At 33.4% G+C, this 16,931-nt stretch carries 19 protein-coding genes; 14 read left to right on the top strand and 5 right to left on the bottom strand.

What is annotated here, in order from left to right; all coding sequences use genetic code 11:
- Positions 1-14 precede the first annotated feature (14 nt).
- Genes ACFPTQ_RS01355 through ACFPTQ_RS01345 form a run of 3 tightly spaced genes read left to right on the top strand, consistent with a single transcriptional unit; the run spans position 15 to position 2,620 of the window.
- Positions 15-608, top strand: a complete 594-nt coding sequence (locus ACFPTQ_RS01355; protein ID WP_379775529.1) for a HupE/UreJ family protein — start codon at positions 15-17, stop codon at positions 606-608.
- 4 nt (positions 609-612) lie between these two features.
- Positions 613-1,044, top strand: a complete 432-nt coding sequence (locus ACFPTQ_RS01350; protein WP_278034703.1) for a deoxycytidylate deaminase — start codon at positions 613-615, stop codon at positions 1,042-1,044.
- A 1-nt stretch (position 1,045) separates the two neighbouring features.
- Complete coding sequence (locus ACFPTQ_RS01345) at positions 1,046-2,620, top strand: S41 family peptidase (protein ID WP_379772903.1); 1,575 nt, start codon at positions 1,046-1,048, stop codon at positions 2,618-2,620.
- 3 nt (positions 2,621-2,623) lie between these two features.
- On the opposite strand, the gene ACFPTQ_RS01340 is transcribed toward ACFPTQ_RS01345, so the two are convergent.
- From ACFPTQ_RS01340 to ACFPTQ_RS01330, 3 genes are all read right to left on the bottom strand, one after another.
- On the bottom strand, positions 2,624-3,229 hold the full coding sequence (locus tag ACFPTQ_RS01340; protein ID WP_379772900.1) for an FAD-dependent oxidoreductase: 606 nt from the start codon (positions 3,227-3,229) through the stop codon (positions 2,624-2,626).
- A 4-nt stretch (positions 3,230-3,233) separates the two neighbouring features.
- Positions 3,234-3,437: a hypothetical protein gene (locus ACFPTQ_RS01335; protein ID WP_278034706.1), complete on the bottom strand. Its 204-nt coding sequence runs from the start codon at positions 3,435-3,437 to the stop codon at positions 3,234-3,236.
- A gap of 120 nt (positions 3,438-3,557) precedes the next feature.
- Positions 3,558-4,136 (bottom strand): MarC family protein, encoded by a 579-nt coding sequence (locus ACFPTQ_RS01330; protein WP_278034707.1) that lies wholly within the window; start codon positions 4,134-4,136, stop codon positions 3,558-3,560.
- Positions 4,137-4,339: 203 nt separating this feature from the next.
- Here ACFPTQ_RS01330 and ACFPTQ_RS01325 point away from each other — a divergent pair, with 203 nt between their 5' ends.
- The 6 genes from ACFPTQ_RS01325 (at position 4,340) to ACFPTQ_RS01300 (ending at position 10,060) form a co-directional block, all read left to right on the top strand.
- The gene (locus ACFPTQ_RS01325; RefSeq protein WP_278034708.1) at positions 4,340-4,918 is read left to right on the top strand and encodes a DUF3109 family protein; all 579 of its coding nucleotides are present in this window, start codon (positions 4,340-4,342) and stop codon (positions 4,916-4,918) included.
- A gap of 253 nt (positions 4,919-5,171) precedes the next feature.
- Positions 5,172-6,161, top strand: coding sequence for a ribonucleotide-diphosphate reductase subunit beta (locus tag ACFPTQ_RS01320; protein WP_278034709.1), 990 nt, complete (start codon positions 5,172-5,174; stop codon positions 6,159-6,161).
- 181 nt (positions 6,162-6,342) lie between these two features.
- On the top strand, positions 6,343-8,733 hold the full coding sequence (locus ACFPTQ_RS01315; protein ID WP_379772896.1) for a ribonucleoside-diphosphate reductase subunit alpha: 2,391 nt from the start codon (positions 6,343-6,345) through the stop codon (positions 8,731-8,733).
- Positions 8,734-8,891: 158 nt separating this feature from the next.
- Entirely contained in the window at positions 8,892-9,110 is a 219-nt protein-coding gene (locus ACFPTQ_RS01310; RefSeq protein ID WP_379772893.1) for a hypothetical protein, read from the top strand.
- The gene (locus tag ACFPTQ_RS01305; RefSeq protein WP_379772890.1) at positions 9,107-9,391 is read left to right on the top strand and encodes a type II toxin-antitoxin system RelE/ParE family toxin; all 285 of its coding nucleotides are present in this window, start codon (positions 9,107-9,109) and stop codon (positions 9,389-9,391) included. The genes ACFPTQ_RS01310 and ACFPTQ_RS01305 overlap by 4 nt, the downstream gene beginning before the upstream one ends.
- Positions 9,392-9,562: 171 nt before the next feature.
- Entirely contained in the window at positions 9,563-10,060 is a 498-nt protein-coding gene (locus tag ACFPTQ_RS01300; RefSeq protein WP_379772888.1) for an RDD family protein, read from the top strand.
- Positions 10,061-10,099: 39 nt separating this feature from the next.
- Here ACFPTQ_RS01300 and ACFPTQ_RS01295 read toward each other — a convergent pair whose 3' ends face one another.
- The gene (locus ACFPTQ_RS01295; RefSeq protein ID WP_379772885.1) at positions 10,100-11,851 is read right to left on the bottom strand and encodes an ABC transporter ATP-binding protein; all 1,752 of its coding nucleotides are present in this window, start codon (positions 11,849-11,851) and stop codon (positions 10,100-10,102) included.
- A gap of 121 nt (positions 11,852-11,972) precedes the next feature.
- On the opposite strand from ACFPTQ_RS01295, the gene ACFPTQ_RS01290 reads away from it, so the two are divergent.
- The 5 genes from ACFPTQ_RS01290 to ACFPTQ_RS01270 all read left to right on the top strand — a co-directional run bounded on the left by ACFPTQ_RS01290 (position 11,973) and on the right by ACFPTQ_RS01270 (position 15,836).
- Positions 11,973-12,260 carry an ArsR/SmtB family transcription factor gene (locus ACFPTQ_RS01290; protein WP_379772882.1) on the top strand — a complete coding sequence of 96 codons (288 nt, stop codon included), beginning with the start codon at positions 11,973-11,975 and terminating at the stop codon, positions 12,258-12,260.
- 70 nt (positions 12,261-12,330) lie between these two features.
- Positions 12,331-13,080: an SDR family oxidoreductase gene (locus ACFPTQ_RS01285; protein ID WP_379772878.1), complete on the top strand. Its 750-nt coding sequence runs from the start codon at positions 12,331-12,333 to the stop codon at positions 13,078-13,080.
- Positions 13,081-13,336: 256 nt separating this feature from the next.
- Positions 13,337-13,864 (top strand): hypothetical protein, encoded by a 528-nt coding sequence (locus ACFPTQ_RS01280; protein ID WP_379772875.1) that lies wholly within the window; start codon positions 13,337-13,339, stop codon positions 13,862-13,864.
- An 87-nt stretch (positions 13,865-13,951) separates the two neighbouring features.
- Entirely contained in the window at positions 13,952-14,413 is a 462-nt protein-coding gene (locus tag ACFPTQ_RS01275; protein WP_379772872.1) for an RDD family protein, read from the top strand.
- 76 nt (positions 14,414-14,489) lie between these two features.
- Entirely contained in the window at positions 14,490-15,836 is a 1,347-nt protein-coding gene (locus ACFPTQ_RS01270) for a deoxyguanosinetriphosphate triphosphohydrolase (protein ID WP_379772870.1), read from the top strand.
- Positions 15,837-15,840: 4 nt separating this feature from the next.
- Here the strand turns inward: ACFPTQ_RS01270 and ACFPTQ_RS01265 are convergent, their stop codons facing one another.
- On the bottom strand, positions 15,841-16,914 hold the full coding sequence (locus ACFPTQ_RS01265; RefSeq protein WP_278034714.1) for a DUF3078 domain-containing protein: 1,074 nt from the start codon (positions 16,912-16,914) through the stop codon (positions 15,841-15,843).
- Between the last annotated feature and the right edge of the window lie 17 nt (positions 16,915-16,931).

The following is a 16,931-nucleotide window of genomic DNA, read 5'->3' as shown; positions in this document are numbered from 1 at the left end:
TAATAATACCTATGATGTCCCAATTTTTAATCTACTTTCAGTTAGGATTAAAACATATTTTAAATATCTATTCCTACGACCATATTTTGTTTTTGATAGCCTTGTCCATTCCGCTTGCTTTTAAAGATTGGAAAAGAATATTAGCATTAGTTACTTCGTTTACAGTAGGACATACGGTGGCTTTGTTATTAACTTTGTATGGAATTATTACAGTGAAAGTTGCTGTTATTGAATTGTTAATTCCTATTACTATTTTGATTGTTGCCTTGTTTCATCTGTTTACTGCAGGCAAATCTGGGAAAAAGGAAAGTGTGAATTTGGTTTTCATAGTAACACTGTTTTTTGGAATAATTCATGGTTTAGGATTTACAAATCATTTTAGGAATATTCATAAAGAGGCATCGATATCTAAATTTTCAGCAATATTGGAAACATCATTAGGAATTGAGGTGGCTCAATTAGTGGTTATCTTAGTTGTTTTAATTTTAGCTTATATTGTACAGACTGTTTTTAGATTTTCTAAAAGAGATTGGACTTTAGTGATGTCGGCATTCATTATTGGTGTAGTTTTACCAATAATTTTAGGTAATGAAATTTGGTTAAGATAGAATTATGGAACAAAAAAAATTAAACAAATACGATAAGGCTTATCTTCGTATAGCGAAGGAATGGGGGCAATTATCGTATTGCAAGCGTAAGCAAGTGGGGGCAATAATTGTAAAAGACCGAATGATTATTTCTGATGGTTATAATGGAACCCCAACAGGATTTGACAATTGTTGTGAAGATGAGGAAGGCTTAACAAGATGGGATGTTTTGCATGCCGAAGCTAATGCAATTCTTAAGGTAGCGCGTTCTACCCAATCCTGTGAAGGAGCAACTTTGTACATCACGCTTTCTCCTTGTAAAGAGTGTAGTAAATTGATTCACCAATCAGGTATAAAAAGAGTGGTGTATCAAAATGGATATCGTGACGAATCAGGAATTGAATTTTTGAAAAAAGCGGGAGTTGTTGTCGATCATATCCCAGAATTAGAAGACTAAGGTGAAAATAAATTACAAATACATGCCAATTTATATTAGTATTATTCTTTCAGTAGGAATACTAATAGGTGTGTTTTTGGGTTTTTCGATTCAACGTCAATCGTTGAATTCAAATGATTCTAAAGCGAAACTAAATAAGTTAATAGACTTCATAGAAAACGAATATGTCGATGAGTTGAATACCGACTCGATTGTAAACAAAACAGTCGATAATATTTTGGCTCAACTAGATCCGCATTCTGTTTATATCCCAGCAAGCGAACAAAAAGAAGTTGCCGAAAATATGAAAGGTGATTTTGTAGGTATTGGTGTTCGTTTTATTCTTTTTAAAGATACGGTTGCTGTTATTGAACCTATTGAAAATGGTCCTTCGGCTAATGCTGGAATCAAACCAGGTGACCGAATTTTATATGCCGATGGCTTAAAGTTATTTGGGCGGAAATTACCAACAGATTCTTTGTTCTCAAAATTTAAAGGGGAAGAAGGTTCTCAGGTAGTGTTAACAGTGTATCGGAAATCAGAAAAAAGAAAAATTAATTTTAGGATAAGAAGAGGAATTATTCCTCTTAAAAGTGTCGATGCAGCATTAATGTTGAATCCCACGACCGCCTATATTAAAATCAATCGTTTTGCCGAAACCACTTACGAGGAATTCAAAGTTGCTTTAGTTTGTTTAAAAAAACAAGGTGCTCAATCGCTTGTTATTGATTTGAGGGACAACGGTGGTGGTTATTTGGAAGAGGCAGTTGAAATTGCAGATGAGTTGTTGCCTAAACAAAAGTTAATTTTGTTTACCAAAAATAAAAATGGTAAAATCGATAAGACTTATGCTACTGAACGAGGAGATTTTGAAGGCGGGAATTTATTTGTTTTAATCAATGAAAATTCAGCTTCGGCTAGTGAAATTTTGGCTGGCGCGGTTCAGGATAATGATAGGGGAACTATTGTAGGACGCCGATCTTTTGGTAAAGGTCTCGTACAACGTGAAATGAATTTTGATGATGGTTCGGCTGTACGATTAACAGTGGCGCGCTATTACACACCTACAGGTAGGTCGATTCAAAAACCTTATAAAAAAGGGCAAGAACACTATTTTAGCGAGTCGGAAATGCGTTATAAAAATGGCGAACTATACGATAAAGAGTGTATTGAAGTTGCTGATAGTTTGAAATATAAAACGCCTAAAGGAAAAATAGTTTATGGTGGAGGCGGAATTGTCCCAGATGTTTTTGTGCCACTTGAATTTGAAAACGCCGATGAAGCAACTGTTTATTTGTTGGAAACTGGAGTTGTAGGTAATTTTGTTTTTGAACAATTAGATGAAAAAAGAACTGCTTTTAAAGGGCTTTCATTGGATCAGTTTTTGAAGAACATGAATACAACTGATGCCTATTTTGTTTTGTTTGATCGCTTTTTGAGCAAACATATTCCTAGTATTCAGTTGGCAAAAGCCAAAGCGCTTGTAAAACGACATATCAATGCCGAATTTGCCAAACAATTGTATGGTGAAAAAGTTTATTATGATATCCTTTTAAAGGATGATCTAATGATAAAGAAAGTGTTGAATAAAAAATAGTTTTTATCGAATACTATCGTGGGCGTGTGTTTGTGTGCCATTATTCCATAAAGTAAGAATATCTGTGGCTACTGCAGCGCCACTTCCGGCAGCAATTGCTAGTTGACTTCTCCATCCTGCCAAAGTTCCAATGACATAGATGCCATCAGCAACTAAATGGTCGTTGTTTTTTAATTGAATTCGTTGTTTTTCAGGAAGTGCTTTTTGATGAGGAATCACATATTGCATTAATCCTTCAATAGCAAATGTATTAGCAGAGCCTATTCCTATTACAATTGCTTTAGTTTGGTAACTGTTTTTATTGGTAACAACCGTAAAGTTAGCTGCTTCTCCTTCAATGCGAAGTACTTTTTCGTTATGAATTTGAGTAATATGAGGATAGCATTGGTTGAGATGCTCAATACTTTCTGTTAATAATTCTGATCCAAGTTTGCCAGCAGGAATTCCGTATGCATTGTTAAACAAAGCATCTTGCAAAGAGGAAGATTTTTGATGGGAAAAAATACCAATTTTTTTATCGGATACAAAACTCTTGTTTTTGGCAGAGCCAAGCACTAAAGCGCATGACATCCCTGATACTCCACCACCAATGATTAAAACGTCAAACATAAAATTATTGTTTGTCGTTCATTTTGTCTTCTATTTTTTTAGACATTCTAAAAATGATTAGAATTAAGATGGCACAACAAGAAGCGGCTATTCCAATAAAAGCTACAGCGTTGTCTTCTTTAAAAAGATTGTTGAAATCTAATTGAGTGATATTGAAAATGACAAGTGCTGAAGCAACAAACACTAATATGTTAGTAAAAATTTTCATGACATTTATATTGGCCTATAACTCAAGAAATCGATTAAAAACAAGAAGTTTTATCTGTTTAGTCGAACTCAAAATTACTGTTACAAGCTAAATTATGGGGCTAAATTAAAAAAAAATAATTTATAAGAACAGTCCTTTAACATTAGCAGCAAATAATTTAACAGCTATGGCTAAAAGTACTACTCCAAATGCTTTGCGTATAACCCCAAGTCCATCTTTTCCTAATAATTTTTCAATTTTTGAGGATGATTTTAATACAATATAAACTAAACAAATGTTTAATAGAATGGCAATTACAATGTTTATCGTGTGGAACTGAGAGCGTAAAGAAAGTAAGGTAGTCATAGTTCCTGCTCCTGCTATTAATGGGAAAGCTAGAGGTACAATTGAGGCAGAACTCGCTTCTTCGTCGCGGTATATTCGAATACCAAGAATCATTTCTAAAGCAATAAAAAATAATACAAATGAACCCGCTACTGCAAACGAATGCACATCTATACCTATGATTTTCAGAAAATCTTCTCCAATGAATAGAAAGGCTACCATGATAAATCCAGCAACTATTGATGCTTTTTCAGATTCGATATGGCCGTGTTTTTTTCTAAGGTCTACAATAATAGGTATAGAACCAACAATATCTATAACTGCAAAAAGGACCATTCCAACGGTGATAATTTCTTTAAGATCAAATAAGGACATGTTTTTTGTTTTTTTGTACAAAGGAACACTTTGTAGACTATATTAACATTGATACAATATCATTTTTTTATTAAAAGTATAATTATTTTTTGAGATACTCAATAATTGTCTTTTAATCTTGTTTGCATCAGCCGAATTATCTTTCTTTTCTTAGTGTTAGATTGACTACCTTTGTGGCTTATAATAGTAGCGTTTCAAAAATTATGTTTCAACTAGGAAAAACAATCGTTTCAGAGGATATTTTAGAAAAGGAATTTGTGTGTAATTTATCGGCATGTCATGGGGCTTGTTGTATAGATGGAGATGCGGGTGCGCCCTTAAATGAAGAAGAAACTAAAATTTTAGAAGAGATATATCCAAAAGTGAAACCTTTTTTGCGAAAAGAAGGTATTGAAGCTATTGAGGCACAGGGAACATGGGTAAAAGGGACCGATGGTGATCTAGAAACCACTTTAATAGATAACAAGGATTGTGCTTATGTTATTTTTGATGGTAAAACCGCGCTTTGTGGTATTGAACAAGCCTATAATCAAGGGATAGTAGATTGGAAAAAACCCGTTTCTTGTCATTTGTATCCGGTGAGAGTGAAAGATTTTACAGAGTTCGCAGCGGTGAATTATGACAAATGGGATATTTGCGATGATGCCTGTACTTTGGGTAAAGAATTAGAAGTTCCAGTTTATAAATTCGTCAAAGAAGCATTAATTAGAAGGTTTGGCGAAGACTGGTATTTAGAGCTTGAAGAAGTGGCTCGAGAGTGGAAAAAAGTGAAGTCAAAATAAACTATTTTTTTCTTGTTTTCTATTTTATAAATTCTATATTTTACCCAGTGTTTACAACGTTTTCGAATTTTTAAACTACTGATATTTAATGGTTTATTTTTTTATAAAGAATTAGAGGTCTTTTCTGTCTTTGTTAAAAACTAGGGGTTATTGTGAATAAGTTTGGCTTTTAATTGCGGCAATATTTCACAATCTTTGTAATGCTTCAAAAAGCAAAAAACTATCCTTAAATCTCATTAAAAATAGAATTACAATGTCGCAAGTTGAACCAATTTTACAAGAGAATAAAAATCGTTTCGTAATATTTCCTATTAAGCACCATGATATCTGGGAATGGTATAAAAAAATGGAAGCTAGTTTTTGGACAGCTGAAGAAATTGATTTGTCTCAAGACTTACACGATTGGAACAATAAATTAAATTCAGACGAAAAATATTTCATCAAACATATTTTAGCGTTTTTTGCTGCTTCGGATGGAATTGTTAATGAAAATTTAGCGGAAAACTTTGTAAATGAAGTACAATATGCAGAAGCAAAATTCTTTTACGGTTTCCAAATTATGATGGAAAACATTCATAGCGAAACCTATTCGCTTTTGATTGATACTTATGTAAAAGACGAAAAGGAAAAAGATGAATTGTTCAATGCACTTGATGTTTTTCCAGCTATTAGAAAAAAAGCAGATTGGGCTTTAAAATGGATTGAGTCGGATTCTTTTGCTGAAAGATTAATTGCATTTGCTGCAGTTGAAGGGATTTTCTTTTCAGGAGCTTTCTGTTCTATTTACTGGTTGAAAAAACGTGGTTTGATGCCAGGATTGACTTTCTCAAACGAATTAATTTCTCGTGACGAAGGAGTTCACTGTGATTTTGCAGTACACTTACACAACCACCACTTAGTAAATAAAGTACCTAAAGAAAGAATCAAAGAAATCATTGTGAATGCATTAGATATCGAAAGAGAGTTTATCACTGAGTCACTTCCTGTAAGTTTGATTGGGATGAATGCTAATTTGATGACTCAGTATTTAGAGTTTGTTACGGATAGATTATTGGTGGAATTAGGATGCGAAAGAGTATACAATACTGCTAATCCGTTCGATTTCATGGATATGATTTCGTTACAAGGAAAAACAAACTTCTTCGAGAAAAAAGTGTCTGAATATCAAAAAGCTGGAGTTTTAAATAGTGGGAAAGCTAATGATTCGGATGCTCAGGAAATTTCATTCGACGCCGATTTTTAATTTATAAAAATATTTTCTTCTTTCTTCTGGGTGTTTTTAGCCCAGATAGAAGTGAAAATCCTTTTTATCTCTTTTTTGAGATAAAAAGATTGCAACGGATAGCTGGAAACAGCTCCAAAAAACGATTACAAATAACCCAAAGCAGAGAAGGGATTTTCTGTTTTATTAAAAACTAAAACTTATGTACGTAGTAAAAAGAAACGGCCAGAAAGAGCCAGTAATGTTCGACAAAATCACAGAAAGAATTAAAAAACTTTGCTATGGTTTAAATGATTTAGTGGATGCCGTAAAAGTGGCCATGCGCGTGATTGAAGGATTATATGATGGAGTTTCTACGTCAGAGTTAGATAATTTGGCAGCCGAGACCGCGGCTTCGATGACAATTGCGCATCCAGATTATGCTTTATTGGCAGCAAGAATTGCGATTTCAAACTTACATTCGAATACTAAAAAGTCATTCTCAGAAACTATGACTGAAATGTATCATTATGTAAATCCAAGAAATGGACAAAAAGCGCCTTTGATTTCAGATGAGGTTTTTAAGGTTATTCAGGAAAATTCAGCTTTTTTAGATTCTCATATTATTTACAATAGAGATTTTAATTATGATTATTTTGGTTTCAAAACATTAGAGCGTTCTTATTTGTTGAAAATAAACGGAAAAATTGTTGAAAGACCACAACACATGTTAATGCGTGTTGCTGTAGGTATTCACTTAGATGACTTACAGGCAGTTTTAGAAACCTATGACTTAATGTCTAAAAAGTTCTTTACGCATGCAACGCCAACATTATTTAATGCAGGTACTCCAAAACCTCAAATGTCTTCTTGCTTCCTTTTAGCAATGCAAGATGATAGTATCGATGGAATTTATGATACCTTAAAGCAAACTGCTAAAATCTCGCAATCAGCGGGAGGAATCGGGCTTTCTATTCATAACGTTCGTGCTACAGGTTCTTATATTCGTGGTACAAATGGTACTTCAAACGGAATTGTTCCAATGTTGAGAGTATTTAACGATACTGCTCGTTATGTAGATCAAGGAGGAGGAAAACGTAAAGGTAGTTTTGCTATTTATATCGAAACTTGGCATGCTGATATCTTCGAATTCCTTGATTTGAAAAAGAATACCGGAAAAGAAGAAATGCGTGCTAGAGATTTATTCTTTGCGATGTGGACTTCTGATTTATTCATGAAACGTGTGCAAGAGGATGGACAATGGACGTTGATGTGTCCTAACGAATGTCCTGGTTTATATGATGTATATGGCGAAGAATTCGAAGCTATGTATACAGAGTACGAAAACCAAGGTAAAGGTAGAAAAACCATTAGAGCTCGTGAATTATGGGAGAAAATTCTAGAATCTCAAATCGAGACCGGAACGCCTTACATGTTGTATAAAGATGCGGTAAACCGTAAGTCAAATCAAAAGAATTTAGGAACTATTCGTTCTTCAAACTTGTGTACTGAAATTATGGAGTACACTTCTAAAGATGAGATTGCAGTTTGTAATTTGGCTTCACTTTCATTGCCAATGTTCGTTGAAAATGGAGCATTCAATCACGAAGCATTATATAATGTTACAAAACGTGTAACCAGAAACTTGAACAAGGTAATTGACAGAAACTATTATCCGGTTCCAGAGGCAGAAAATTCAAATCTACGTCACCGTCCAGTAGGATTAGGTGTGCAAGGTTTAGCTGATGCATTCATCATGTTGCGTATGCCATTTACCAGTGATGCTGCTAAAAAATTAAATCAGGAAATATTTGAAACTTTATACTTCGCGGCTGTTACTGCTTCTATGGAAATGGCTAAAGAAGAAGGACCATATTCAACTTATGAAGGTTCTCCAATTTCTCAGGGAGAATTCCAACACAATTTGTGGGGATTAAAAGACGAAGAATTATCAGGTCGTTGGGATTGGGCTGCATTAAGAAAAGAAGTAATGGAGCATGGAGTACGTAACTCTTTATTAGTGGCACCAATGCCTACTGCTTCTACATCACAAATCTTAGGAAACAACGAAGCATTCGAACCATATACTTCTAATATTTATACGCGTCGTGTATTGTCTGGTGAGTTTATCGTAGTAAACAAACATTTATTGCATGATTTAGTAGAGCGTGGATTGTGGAACGAAAGTTTGAAACAGGAAATTATGCGTAATAATGGTTCGGTACAAAATATCGATATCATTCCTCAAGACTTGAAAGACTTATACAAAACCGTTTGGGAAATGTCAATGAAAGATATTATTGATATGTCTCGTCAAAGAGGATATTTTATTGACCAATCGCAATCATTGAACTTGTTCATGCAAGATGCTAATTATGCAAAATTAACGTCGATGCATTTCTATGCTTGGCAATCAGGATTGAAAACAGGTATGTATTATTTAAGAACAAAATCGGCAGTTGATGCGATTAAGTTTACTTTGAATAATGATAAAAAAGAACAGCCAGTTGCCGAAGAAATAAAAACAGAATCTATTGATATTAATGAATACAAAGCAATGATTCTGCAAGCTCAGGCAGGTGGTCCGGAAGATTGCGAAATGTGTGGATCTTAATAACGTTTATTATTAATTCATAATAATTATAAAAATAGCCATCATACGATGGCTGTTTTTTTGGGTGAATTTAGGTTTCTATAAACGTAGTATCTGGGTTGTTATAACTAGTTAATAATCAGATTAATTTTGTAATTTTACAATTCAAATATGTTATTATGGATATTTCAATTGAAAAAAAGAACTTAGTCCAATGGATTCAGGGATTGAAAGATGAAAAAATTCTAGTAGAACTTCTTAATTTAAAAGCTAATAAGGAGGTTGCTGATTTTGAAAATCAATTAATTCAAAGTGGATTGAATGATCTTTCATTAGGAAATGTTAGTTCTCATGAAGATGTGAAAAAACGTTTTGAAGCAAAGTTTGCTAAAAAATGAGAATAATTTGGACTAAAACTTCGGAGCTTACTCTAGATGAAATTTTAAATTATATCGAAAGTAAATTTGGGAAGCTAATTTCAGAAAAGTATTTTTCAGAAGTCATTAAAACTGTTGAAAAAATAGGAATTCAGCCTGAAATGTTCCCAATTTATCATAAAGATACAGAAGTTAGAAAAGCTGTTATTAAAAAGAAAAGTATTCTGTACTATAAAATTTCTGAAGGCACAATTTGTTTGTTGGCATTTTATGATGTCAGAATGAATATTCATAAGCTATAGGTGTTCTTTTTTTAAAACTTATTTTAAGGACAGCCATCATTGCGATGGCTGTTTTTTTATTGGTGATAATCAAATATTTAAATCTTATTTAGTTTATTTTTTGCTGATAATTTACTATATTTGAGTAGGTTATATTGTTTTCGGATTCTTTTAATACTAAATGTTCTAGTCATGAAAACGGAAGAATTTACAATAACAAACGATTTGCGAGCCACTCAATTTCAGCGATTTCTTAATCTTTGCATCGATTTAATGTTTATTTATATCATTGTGCTGAGTCTAGGAACCACCATCATTTTAGTTGCTTTATCAGCTAATCATTTTGAACTTTCAAATTGGGTAGAAAATCTTAGTATTTTAGAAGTAAGTTTTTATTCTGTACTTGTTGCTTTTTTATACTATTATAGTACCGAGGTCTATTTTTCAAGAACTATAGCCAAGTTAATTACGCATACTATTGTTGTGAATAGTGATGGTTCTAAGCCTTCCAAAAAACGTATTTTTATTAGAAGCTGCTGTCGTTTTATTCCTTTTGAAGCATTTAGTTTTTTAAAAGAAAATCCAAGAGGCTGGCACGATGCTATGTCGGAAAGCTATGTGGTGAAAAAACGTAAATTGAATAAGGTGCTTAAACACAATACTGCCTATGCCGACGTGCTTAAAGCATAATTGTATTGGATTAAATTTTGTTTAAGTCCAAATCCTAACTTATTGTTTTCTCTCGCCTATTTGCTGCCTCCACATGGCGTAATACAATCCTTTTTCGTCTAATAAATCCTGATGCTTCCCTTGCTCGATAATGTTTCCTTGTTCCAAAACGAAAATTTTATCGGCGTGCATGATAGTCGATAAACGGTGAGCAATCAATACAGTGATTTGATCTTGTTTAGAAGAAATACTTCGGATAGTTTTAGTGATTTCTTCTTCGGTAATCGAATCCAAAGCGGAAGTTGCTTCGTCAAATAGCAATAAATGCGGTTTTCTTAATAAGGCTCTGGCAATGGATAAACGCTGTTTTTCTCCGCCAGACACTTTAACACCGCCTTCACCAATGGTGGTATTAATGCCGTTTTCGGCTCTTTTCAATAAATTTTGACAAGCTGATTTTTGCAAAACATCGTGGATTTCTCCGTCGGTAGCGTCGGGTTTTACAAAAAGTAAATTGTCTTTGATAGTTCCTGAAAACAATTGGGCGTCTTGGGTTACAAAACCTAGTTGTTGTCTTAATTCGTTCAGGTCAATTTCTTTGGCATTTTTTTCATTGTAAAATATAGCTCCTTCATTAGGGGAGTATAGTCCAACAAGCATTTTGACTAAAGTTGTTTTTCCACTTCCTGATGGACCTACAAAGGCAATGGTTTCGCCAACTTTAGCTTCAAATGAAATGTTTTTTACCGCATAGCCTTTGGCTGTTTTATGTTTGAAGGAAACATTTTCAAAACTCAATTGATTTATTGGGCCAATTGTTTTTGGATTTTTTGGCGTTTTTTCGATTTTGGCATTCATCAAATCGGCAAAATTATCCATAGAAGCCTTGGTTTCATTGAAAGTTGCAATCACATTTCCTAATTCCTGCAGCGGGTTGAACAAGAAGAATGAAAAGAACATTAACGTAATTAAATCTCCAGGCTTAATAATGCCTCGGAAAATGAAAATATAAAGGGCGAAAACCAAACAAGTTCTCATAAAATGAACGGTGGTTCCCTGAATAAAACTCAACGAACGGATATAGCGTACTTTTTTAAGTTCTAAACCTAATATTTTAATGGTTGTGGTGTTGAGTCGGTTGATTTCTTGTTCGGTTAATCCTAAACTTTTCACTAATTCGATATTGCGTAAGGATTCGGTTGTAGCACCCGCCAAAGCAGTCGTTTCTCCTAATATTTCTCTCGAAACTTTTTTTATTTTTTTGCCTAAAAAAGAACTGATAAATGCAATTACAGGAACGGTTACCAAGAATATTGGACCTAATAGCCAATGAATACTTACCGCGTAAACCACCACAAATACTATCCCTACAATCGACTGAAAGATTAATGAAATAGATAAGGTGATAAATTTTTCACAATCGATTTTTACCTTTTGCAATTTACCCAAGGTTTCTCCACTGCGTTGGTCTTCAAAATCCTGAAAAGGGAGTTGTAATGCTTTTTGAATGCCATCCGTGTACATTTCAGCTCCTGTTCGTTGGATAATAATATTGGTAAAATAATCCTGAAAATTTTTAGCAATTCTGGAAACCATTGCTGCGCCTAGAGATAATGCCAGCCAACCTAACACGGCTTTAATAAAACTAGCTTGATTGTGGTTGAAATTGGCAACACCCACACCACATTCGTTAAGTAACTTACCAATGATGATCGAATCAAACAAAGAAAAACATTGATTGATGGTAGCCAATAATAAGGCGATGTATAATAAGCTTTTATGTTTTTTGATGTAAGAATATAAAAGTTGCATAGGATTGTTTTTAAAGGAAGTAGCGATTGTAAATTTACAAGATAAATGTATCGATATGCAAATTTAGAATATTTATATCGAAATATTTCGATATATTAAAATATATTTTTACATTTGTACCATGATTACAGAATTAAATAGCAAACAAGTAGAAAAAATTTCAAAAGCATTAGGCGATCCTTATCGTTTGAAAATAATGAATATTATTAGCAAAGGGCAAGGTTGTGTGCAATGTTGTGATGTTTCTGCTGAATTTAATTTGGCGCAATCTACCATGTCGCACCATTTGAAACAATTAATAGATGCAGAATTGTTAATTGCGGATAAAGAAGGGCGTAATTTGAAATTTCAAATTAATAAAGAAGTATGCGATGCCTATGCAAGGTATATTTCTAATTTTGGGCTTTAGCCTTTTTTTTGACTAAATACATCGAAATATTTAGATATTTAAATACTTAAAATAATTAAACTATAATACAATGAAAAAATTACAAAATAAAGTTACAGTAGTAACAGGAGGAAACAGTGGAATAGGTTTTGCAACTGCAAAATTGTTTGCTGAGGAAGGCGCAAAAGTGGCTATTACAGGAAGAAACAAAGCAACAATTGATAAAGCGGTTTTTGAAATCGGAAATGCGTCAATAGGTTTTGTAAGCGATGTTTCGGATATCAATACTATCGAAAGGACTTATAAAACGGTTAAAGATACTTTCGGAAAAATTGATGTTTTAGTGGTAAATGCAGGAGTGTTTATTGCTGCTCCATTAGCTGAATATACCGAGGAGATGTTTGATCAAACCAGCGATATAAATTTCAAAGGAGTTTTCTTTAGCATCCAAAAAGCTTTACCTTATTTGAATGATGGAAGTTCGGTTATTATTACAGCTTCTACTGTAGCACATAAAGGTTTTGCGACTACAGCGGCTTATTCTGCTTCAAAAGCAGCAGTTCGTTCTTTAGCCAGAACTTTATCAGCTGAATTATTAGATAGAAATATCAGAGTAAATGTGCTTTCTCCTGGTCCTATTGATACGCCTATTTTTACCAGAGGTGGAGCAACAGAAGAAGAAGCTCATGGAACAAAAACACATTTTGCATCAGGAATACCGGCAAAACGTTTGGGAACTTCAGAAGAAATGGCTGCTGGATTCCTTTATTTGGCTTCTGACGATTCGAAATTTATGATTGGTGGTGAGTTGTTATTAGATGGAGGTGCAGCTACACTTTAATTTATATTAGTTAGTTATTACTTGTTTTTAAAGGAGAAAAGCGCTGGTTGTATAAAAGCAATCAGCGTTTTTTTATTTATAAGAATAGATGTGTAAGAAAAAAAGGAATATATTTGAAAGGATATACGAAACATAGTTTTGCAAATCTACCTAATTTTGGGTGTATACGCGAAACTAAGTTTCGCTTAAAAATAAGTTACAGACTAGTTGAACCAAAAACAGCGAAAACACAAATATGAAAATTAGGCTATTAATAATGATAATGCTAGTTTTTATTTCTTGCAAGAAAGAAATAAAAAAAGAATCTGAAAAAGTTCAAAACAGAGAAAATAACACGGTAGAACAAAAAAAAACAGTTGTTGGAAGCGTTGATACAATCGAAATTTCAAAAAAACATAAAACAAACAAAATTCTGTGTGATTTAGACGGAGATAAATTGAATGAAATAGTTGAAATAGTAAAGAGCACAAATAGTGGAAAAAGTGGTTTAAGAATAATATTTGGAAACGGAAAAAGAACTGATTATTTCGGAATGGGAAATGATATATTGGGACAAGGTTTTAACGAAATAGATTGGGCTGAAATTTTTGAAATAGCACCAAAAAATGAAATGTATTGGAATAACGTAAATGATGAAGGTGATATATTAACTGATGAAGAAATAAAGGAATCTGATAAAATCAAACTCTTGAATGATGGAATTTTCATGCACGCAAAGGAAAGTTGTGGCGGAGGAATAATTTATCTAAAGAATGGAAAATATGAATGGATTCAACAAGAATAAATTGCTAGCCACTAACAACTTCAACAAAGGATTTGGGTATTTGATTTAATAGAAACTGGGTAATAAATATTTTAAAAACCATAATTTATGGAAGAATTTAAAATTGCAAACTACCCATTAGCATCAAAACAGATTAGAGTTGTAAATTGGATTATTGATTTAATGATAATTCGTTTTATTGTTTATTTAGTGTTGATTTTTAGTAATTCTTCAGTACTTTCAAATAGAATAAAATCATTTGATATGATTGAACGATATTTATTCTGGAGTATTATCATTTTTATGTATTATGGAATTACAGAAATTTTTCTTTCTCGTTCTCTAGCTAAATATTTTACAAAGACAATTGTTGTTATGGAAGATGGTTCAAAACCAGATGTAATGACTGTTTTAATTCGAAGTTTGGTACGTATTTTTCCATTTGAGCCTTTTAGCTTTTTAAGAGGGCGCAGTATGGGATTGCATGATCAATATTCTAAAACTTTTGTTGTGTTGAAATCTAAGTTGGATCAACAAATAAAAGAATATTATGAATTAGAATCTTTATAACAAGTCCTAAAATAAAATGTATTTTTGGTTTTTTAAATCATAAATTATATTTCGTTAATCTTCAATCAAAAATCAAATGAACTGGGAACAACTTTTATCTTTAAAACGACAAGGCGATACAAGCAAGCGATTACGAATTGAGCAGGATGATACCCGTTTAGGATTTGAAGTAGATTATGATCGAATTATTTTTTCGGCTGCTTTTAGGAGTTTGCAAGATAAAACGCAGGTAATTCCACTTTCTAAAACCGATTTTGTGCACACGCGATTGACACATAGTTTGGAGGTTTCGGTAGTGGGGCGTTCATTAGGACGTTTGGTAGGAAAAAAAATTATCGAAAAGTATCCGTATTTAAAAGAGATTCATGGGTTTCATATGAATGATTTTGGGGCAATTGTGGCTGCAGCTTCGCTAGCACATGATATTGGGAATCCGCCTTTTGGCCATTCAGGAGAAAAGGCTATTGGTGAATATTTTTCTAAAGGAGCAGGCCAGAAATACAAAGAATATTTAACTCCAAAACAATGGCAGGATTTAATTGATTTTGAAGGTAATGCCAATGGTTTTTCGGTGATGACTTCAAGTCGTCCGGGAATTGAAGGTGGTTTGCGTATTTCGTATGCGACTTTAGGTGCTTTTATGAAGTATCCAAAAGAGAGTTTGCCAAAAAAACCAACCCGAAATATAGCAGATAAAAAATACGGATTCTTCCAGGCTGATAAAGCATTTTTTCAGGAAGCAGCAAAAGATATGGGCTTAATCCCAAATAAAACCGGGGAGGATATCGGTTTTGAAAGACATCCGTTGGCTTATTTAGTCGAAGCGGCCGATGATATTTGTTATACCATTATTGACTTTGAAGACGGAATCAACTTAGGGCTGGTTTCTGAGGATTTCGCCTTAGAATATTTAATCAAATTGGTGAAAGACAATATTGATACGGCCAAATATAAAACCTTACTTACTAAAGAAGATCGAATCAGTTATTTGCGAGCTTTGGCAATTAGTAGTTTAATTAATGATGCGGTAAAAGTATTTATCACCCATGAAGAAGCTATTTTGCAGGGTAAATTTCCTTTTGCCTTAATGGATAAAAGTAAATACAAAGCACAAATGGACGATATCATCAAAATTAGCATTGATAATATATACCAAAGCCGAGAGGTAATTGAAAAGGAATTAGTGGGCTACCAAATTATTCAAACACTGCTTGATAAATTTATTACCGCTTATGATAATAAATTCAATGGCACGGATTCTAATTACGACAAATTAATCCTTAAGTTATTGCCTGAAAAACACCATTTAGAAAAAGAAAGTTTGTACGACCGTTTATTGCATATCTGTCATTATGTTTCTTTGCTTACTGATGGTAATGCTCTGGAAATATACGAGACTATTAACGGTCGTAAAAAACGATAATAGTTTAAAAAGCATAGGTAAGTCCAACACCCAGAACTTGTTTGATTTGGGTTTTTGGACCTTCGGTAACCGTTGCTCCTGCAACTTCTGTTTTGTTTTTAATATCATCGTCATAAATTATTCGGGCTCCAATGTTGGCTCTAACATATTGGTTTACCACTAAATTTAGGGCTAAGTCGCAGTCAACATCAACGTTTCCAAATTTATTGAGATAATCCGAATAAAGACTCAGACTATTAACAAAGACAACGTTTTTAGAGATTTCTTTTTTGTATTGGTTTGTTAATAATACACCAAGTTCGTTTTTAGCTCTTCTTCCCTCTGTGATTATATTTCCTTCCGAATCATAGATGGCTTTTTCAACCCCAAATGCTCCTTTGTTAGCTAAGGTCTGATCCCAAACAAAAGTCGCTTTATAGGTAAATGGTGAAAAATATACCACATGACTTTTGGTTTTTGTGCTATACTCGGCTCCAGTTCCTAGAAACATATAGGCTGGGGCAAAAAGTCTAGAAATTGGGTTTTGTTTGTCTGGGTAACGGTATCCATTGGTAAACTGTGTGTTGAAATTCAATTTAGCCGAATGAAACCAGTTGCTTTCTTTGTCTTTACGATAACCAAAAGTAGAATTTAAACGAAAAGCATCATCCGTTTTACGAATTTCAATTCCGTCCTGTTTATTCATACCGTATCGAACACTAAGTTCGTTAACCCATTTAACTAACTTATTTTCATAGGTTCTGTTAAAGTCTCCTTTTAACAATCCTGATACCGAGTTGGTTCCCCCAGCGCTCCAGTTTACAAAGGCAATTTCAGATATATCAAATCCAAGTACACTTTTTTTGGACCAATGAGAAGGAGGTGCTTTAATAATAGTCACAGGAGCTACATAACGGGCTAATGAGAATTTTAGAGGTTCTGGTTTAGGTTTTCTATAAAAATTATCGTTTAAAACCGGTAGGATAATTTTTTTGAGTGTATCGTTAGTGCTTTCTTGGGGAGTTTCTTGTGCAACAACGGAAGTAAACGACAGGAATAAAGTACCAATTATAAGCAAGAAGTGATGTCGTATTTTCATTATCAAATTCGAATTTT

The organism is Flavobacterium sp. GCM10022190 (genome assembly GCF_042656445.1).
Taxonomy (GTDB): domain Bacteria; phylum Bacteroidota; class Bacteroidia; order Flavobacteriales; family Flavobacteriaceae; genus Flavobacterium; species Flavobacterium nitratireducens.
This window is presented reverse-complemented; position numbering and strand designations above follow the sequence as displayed.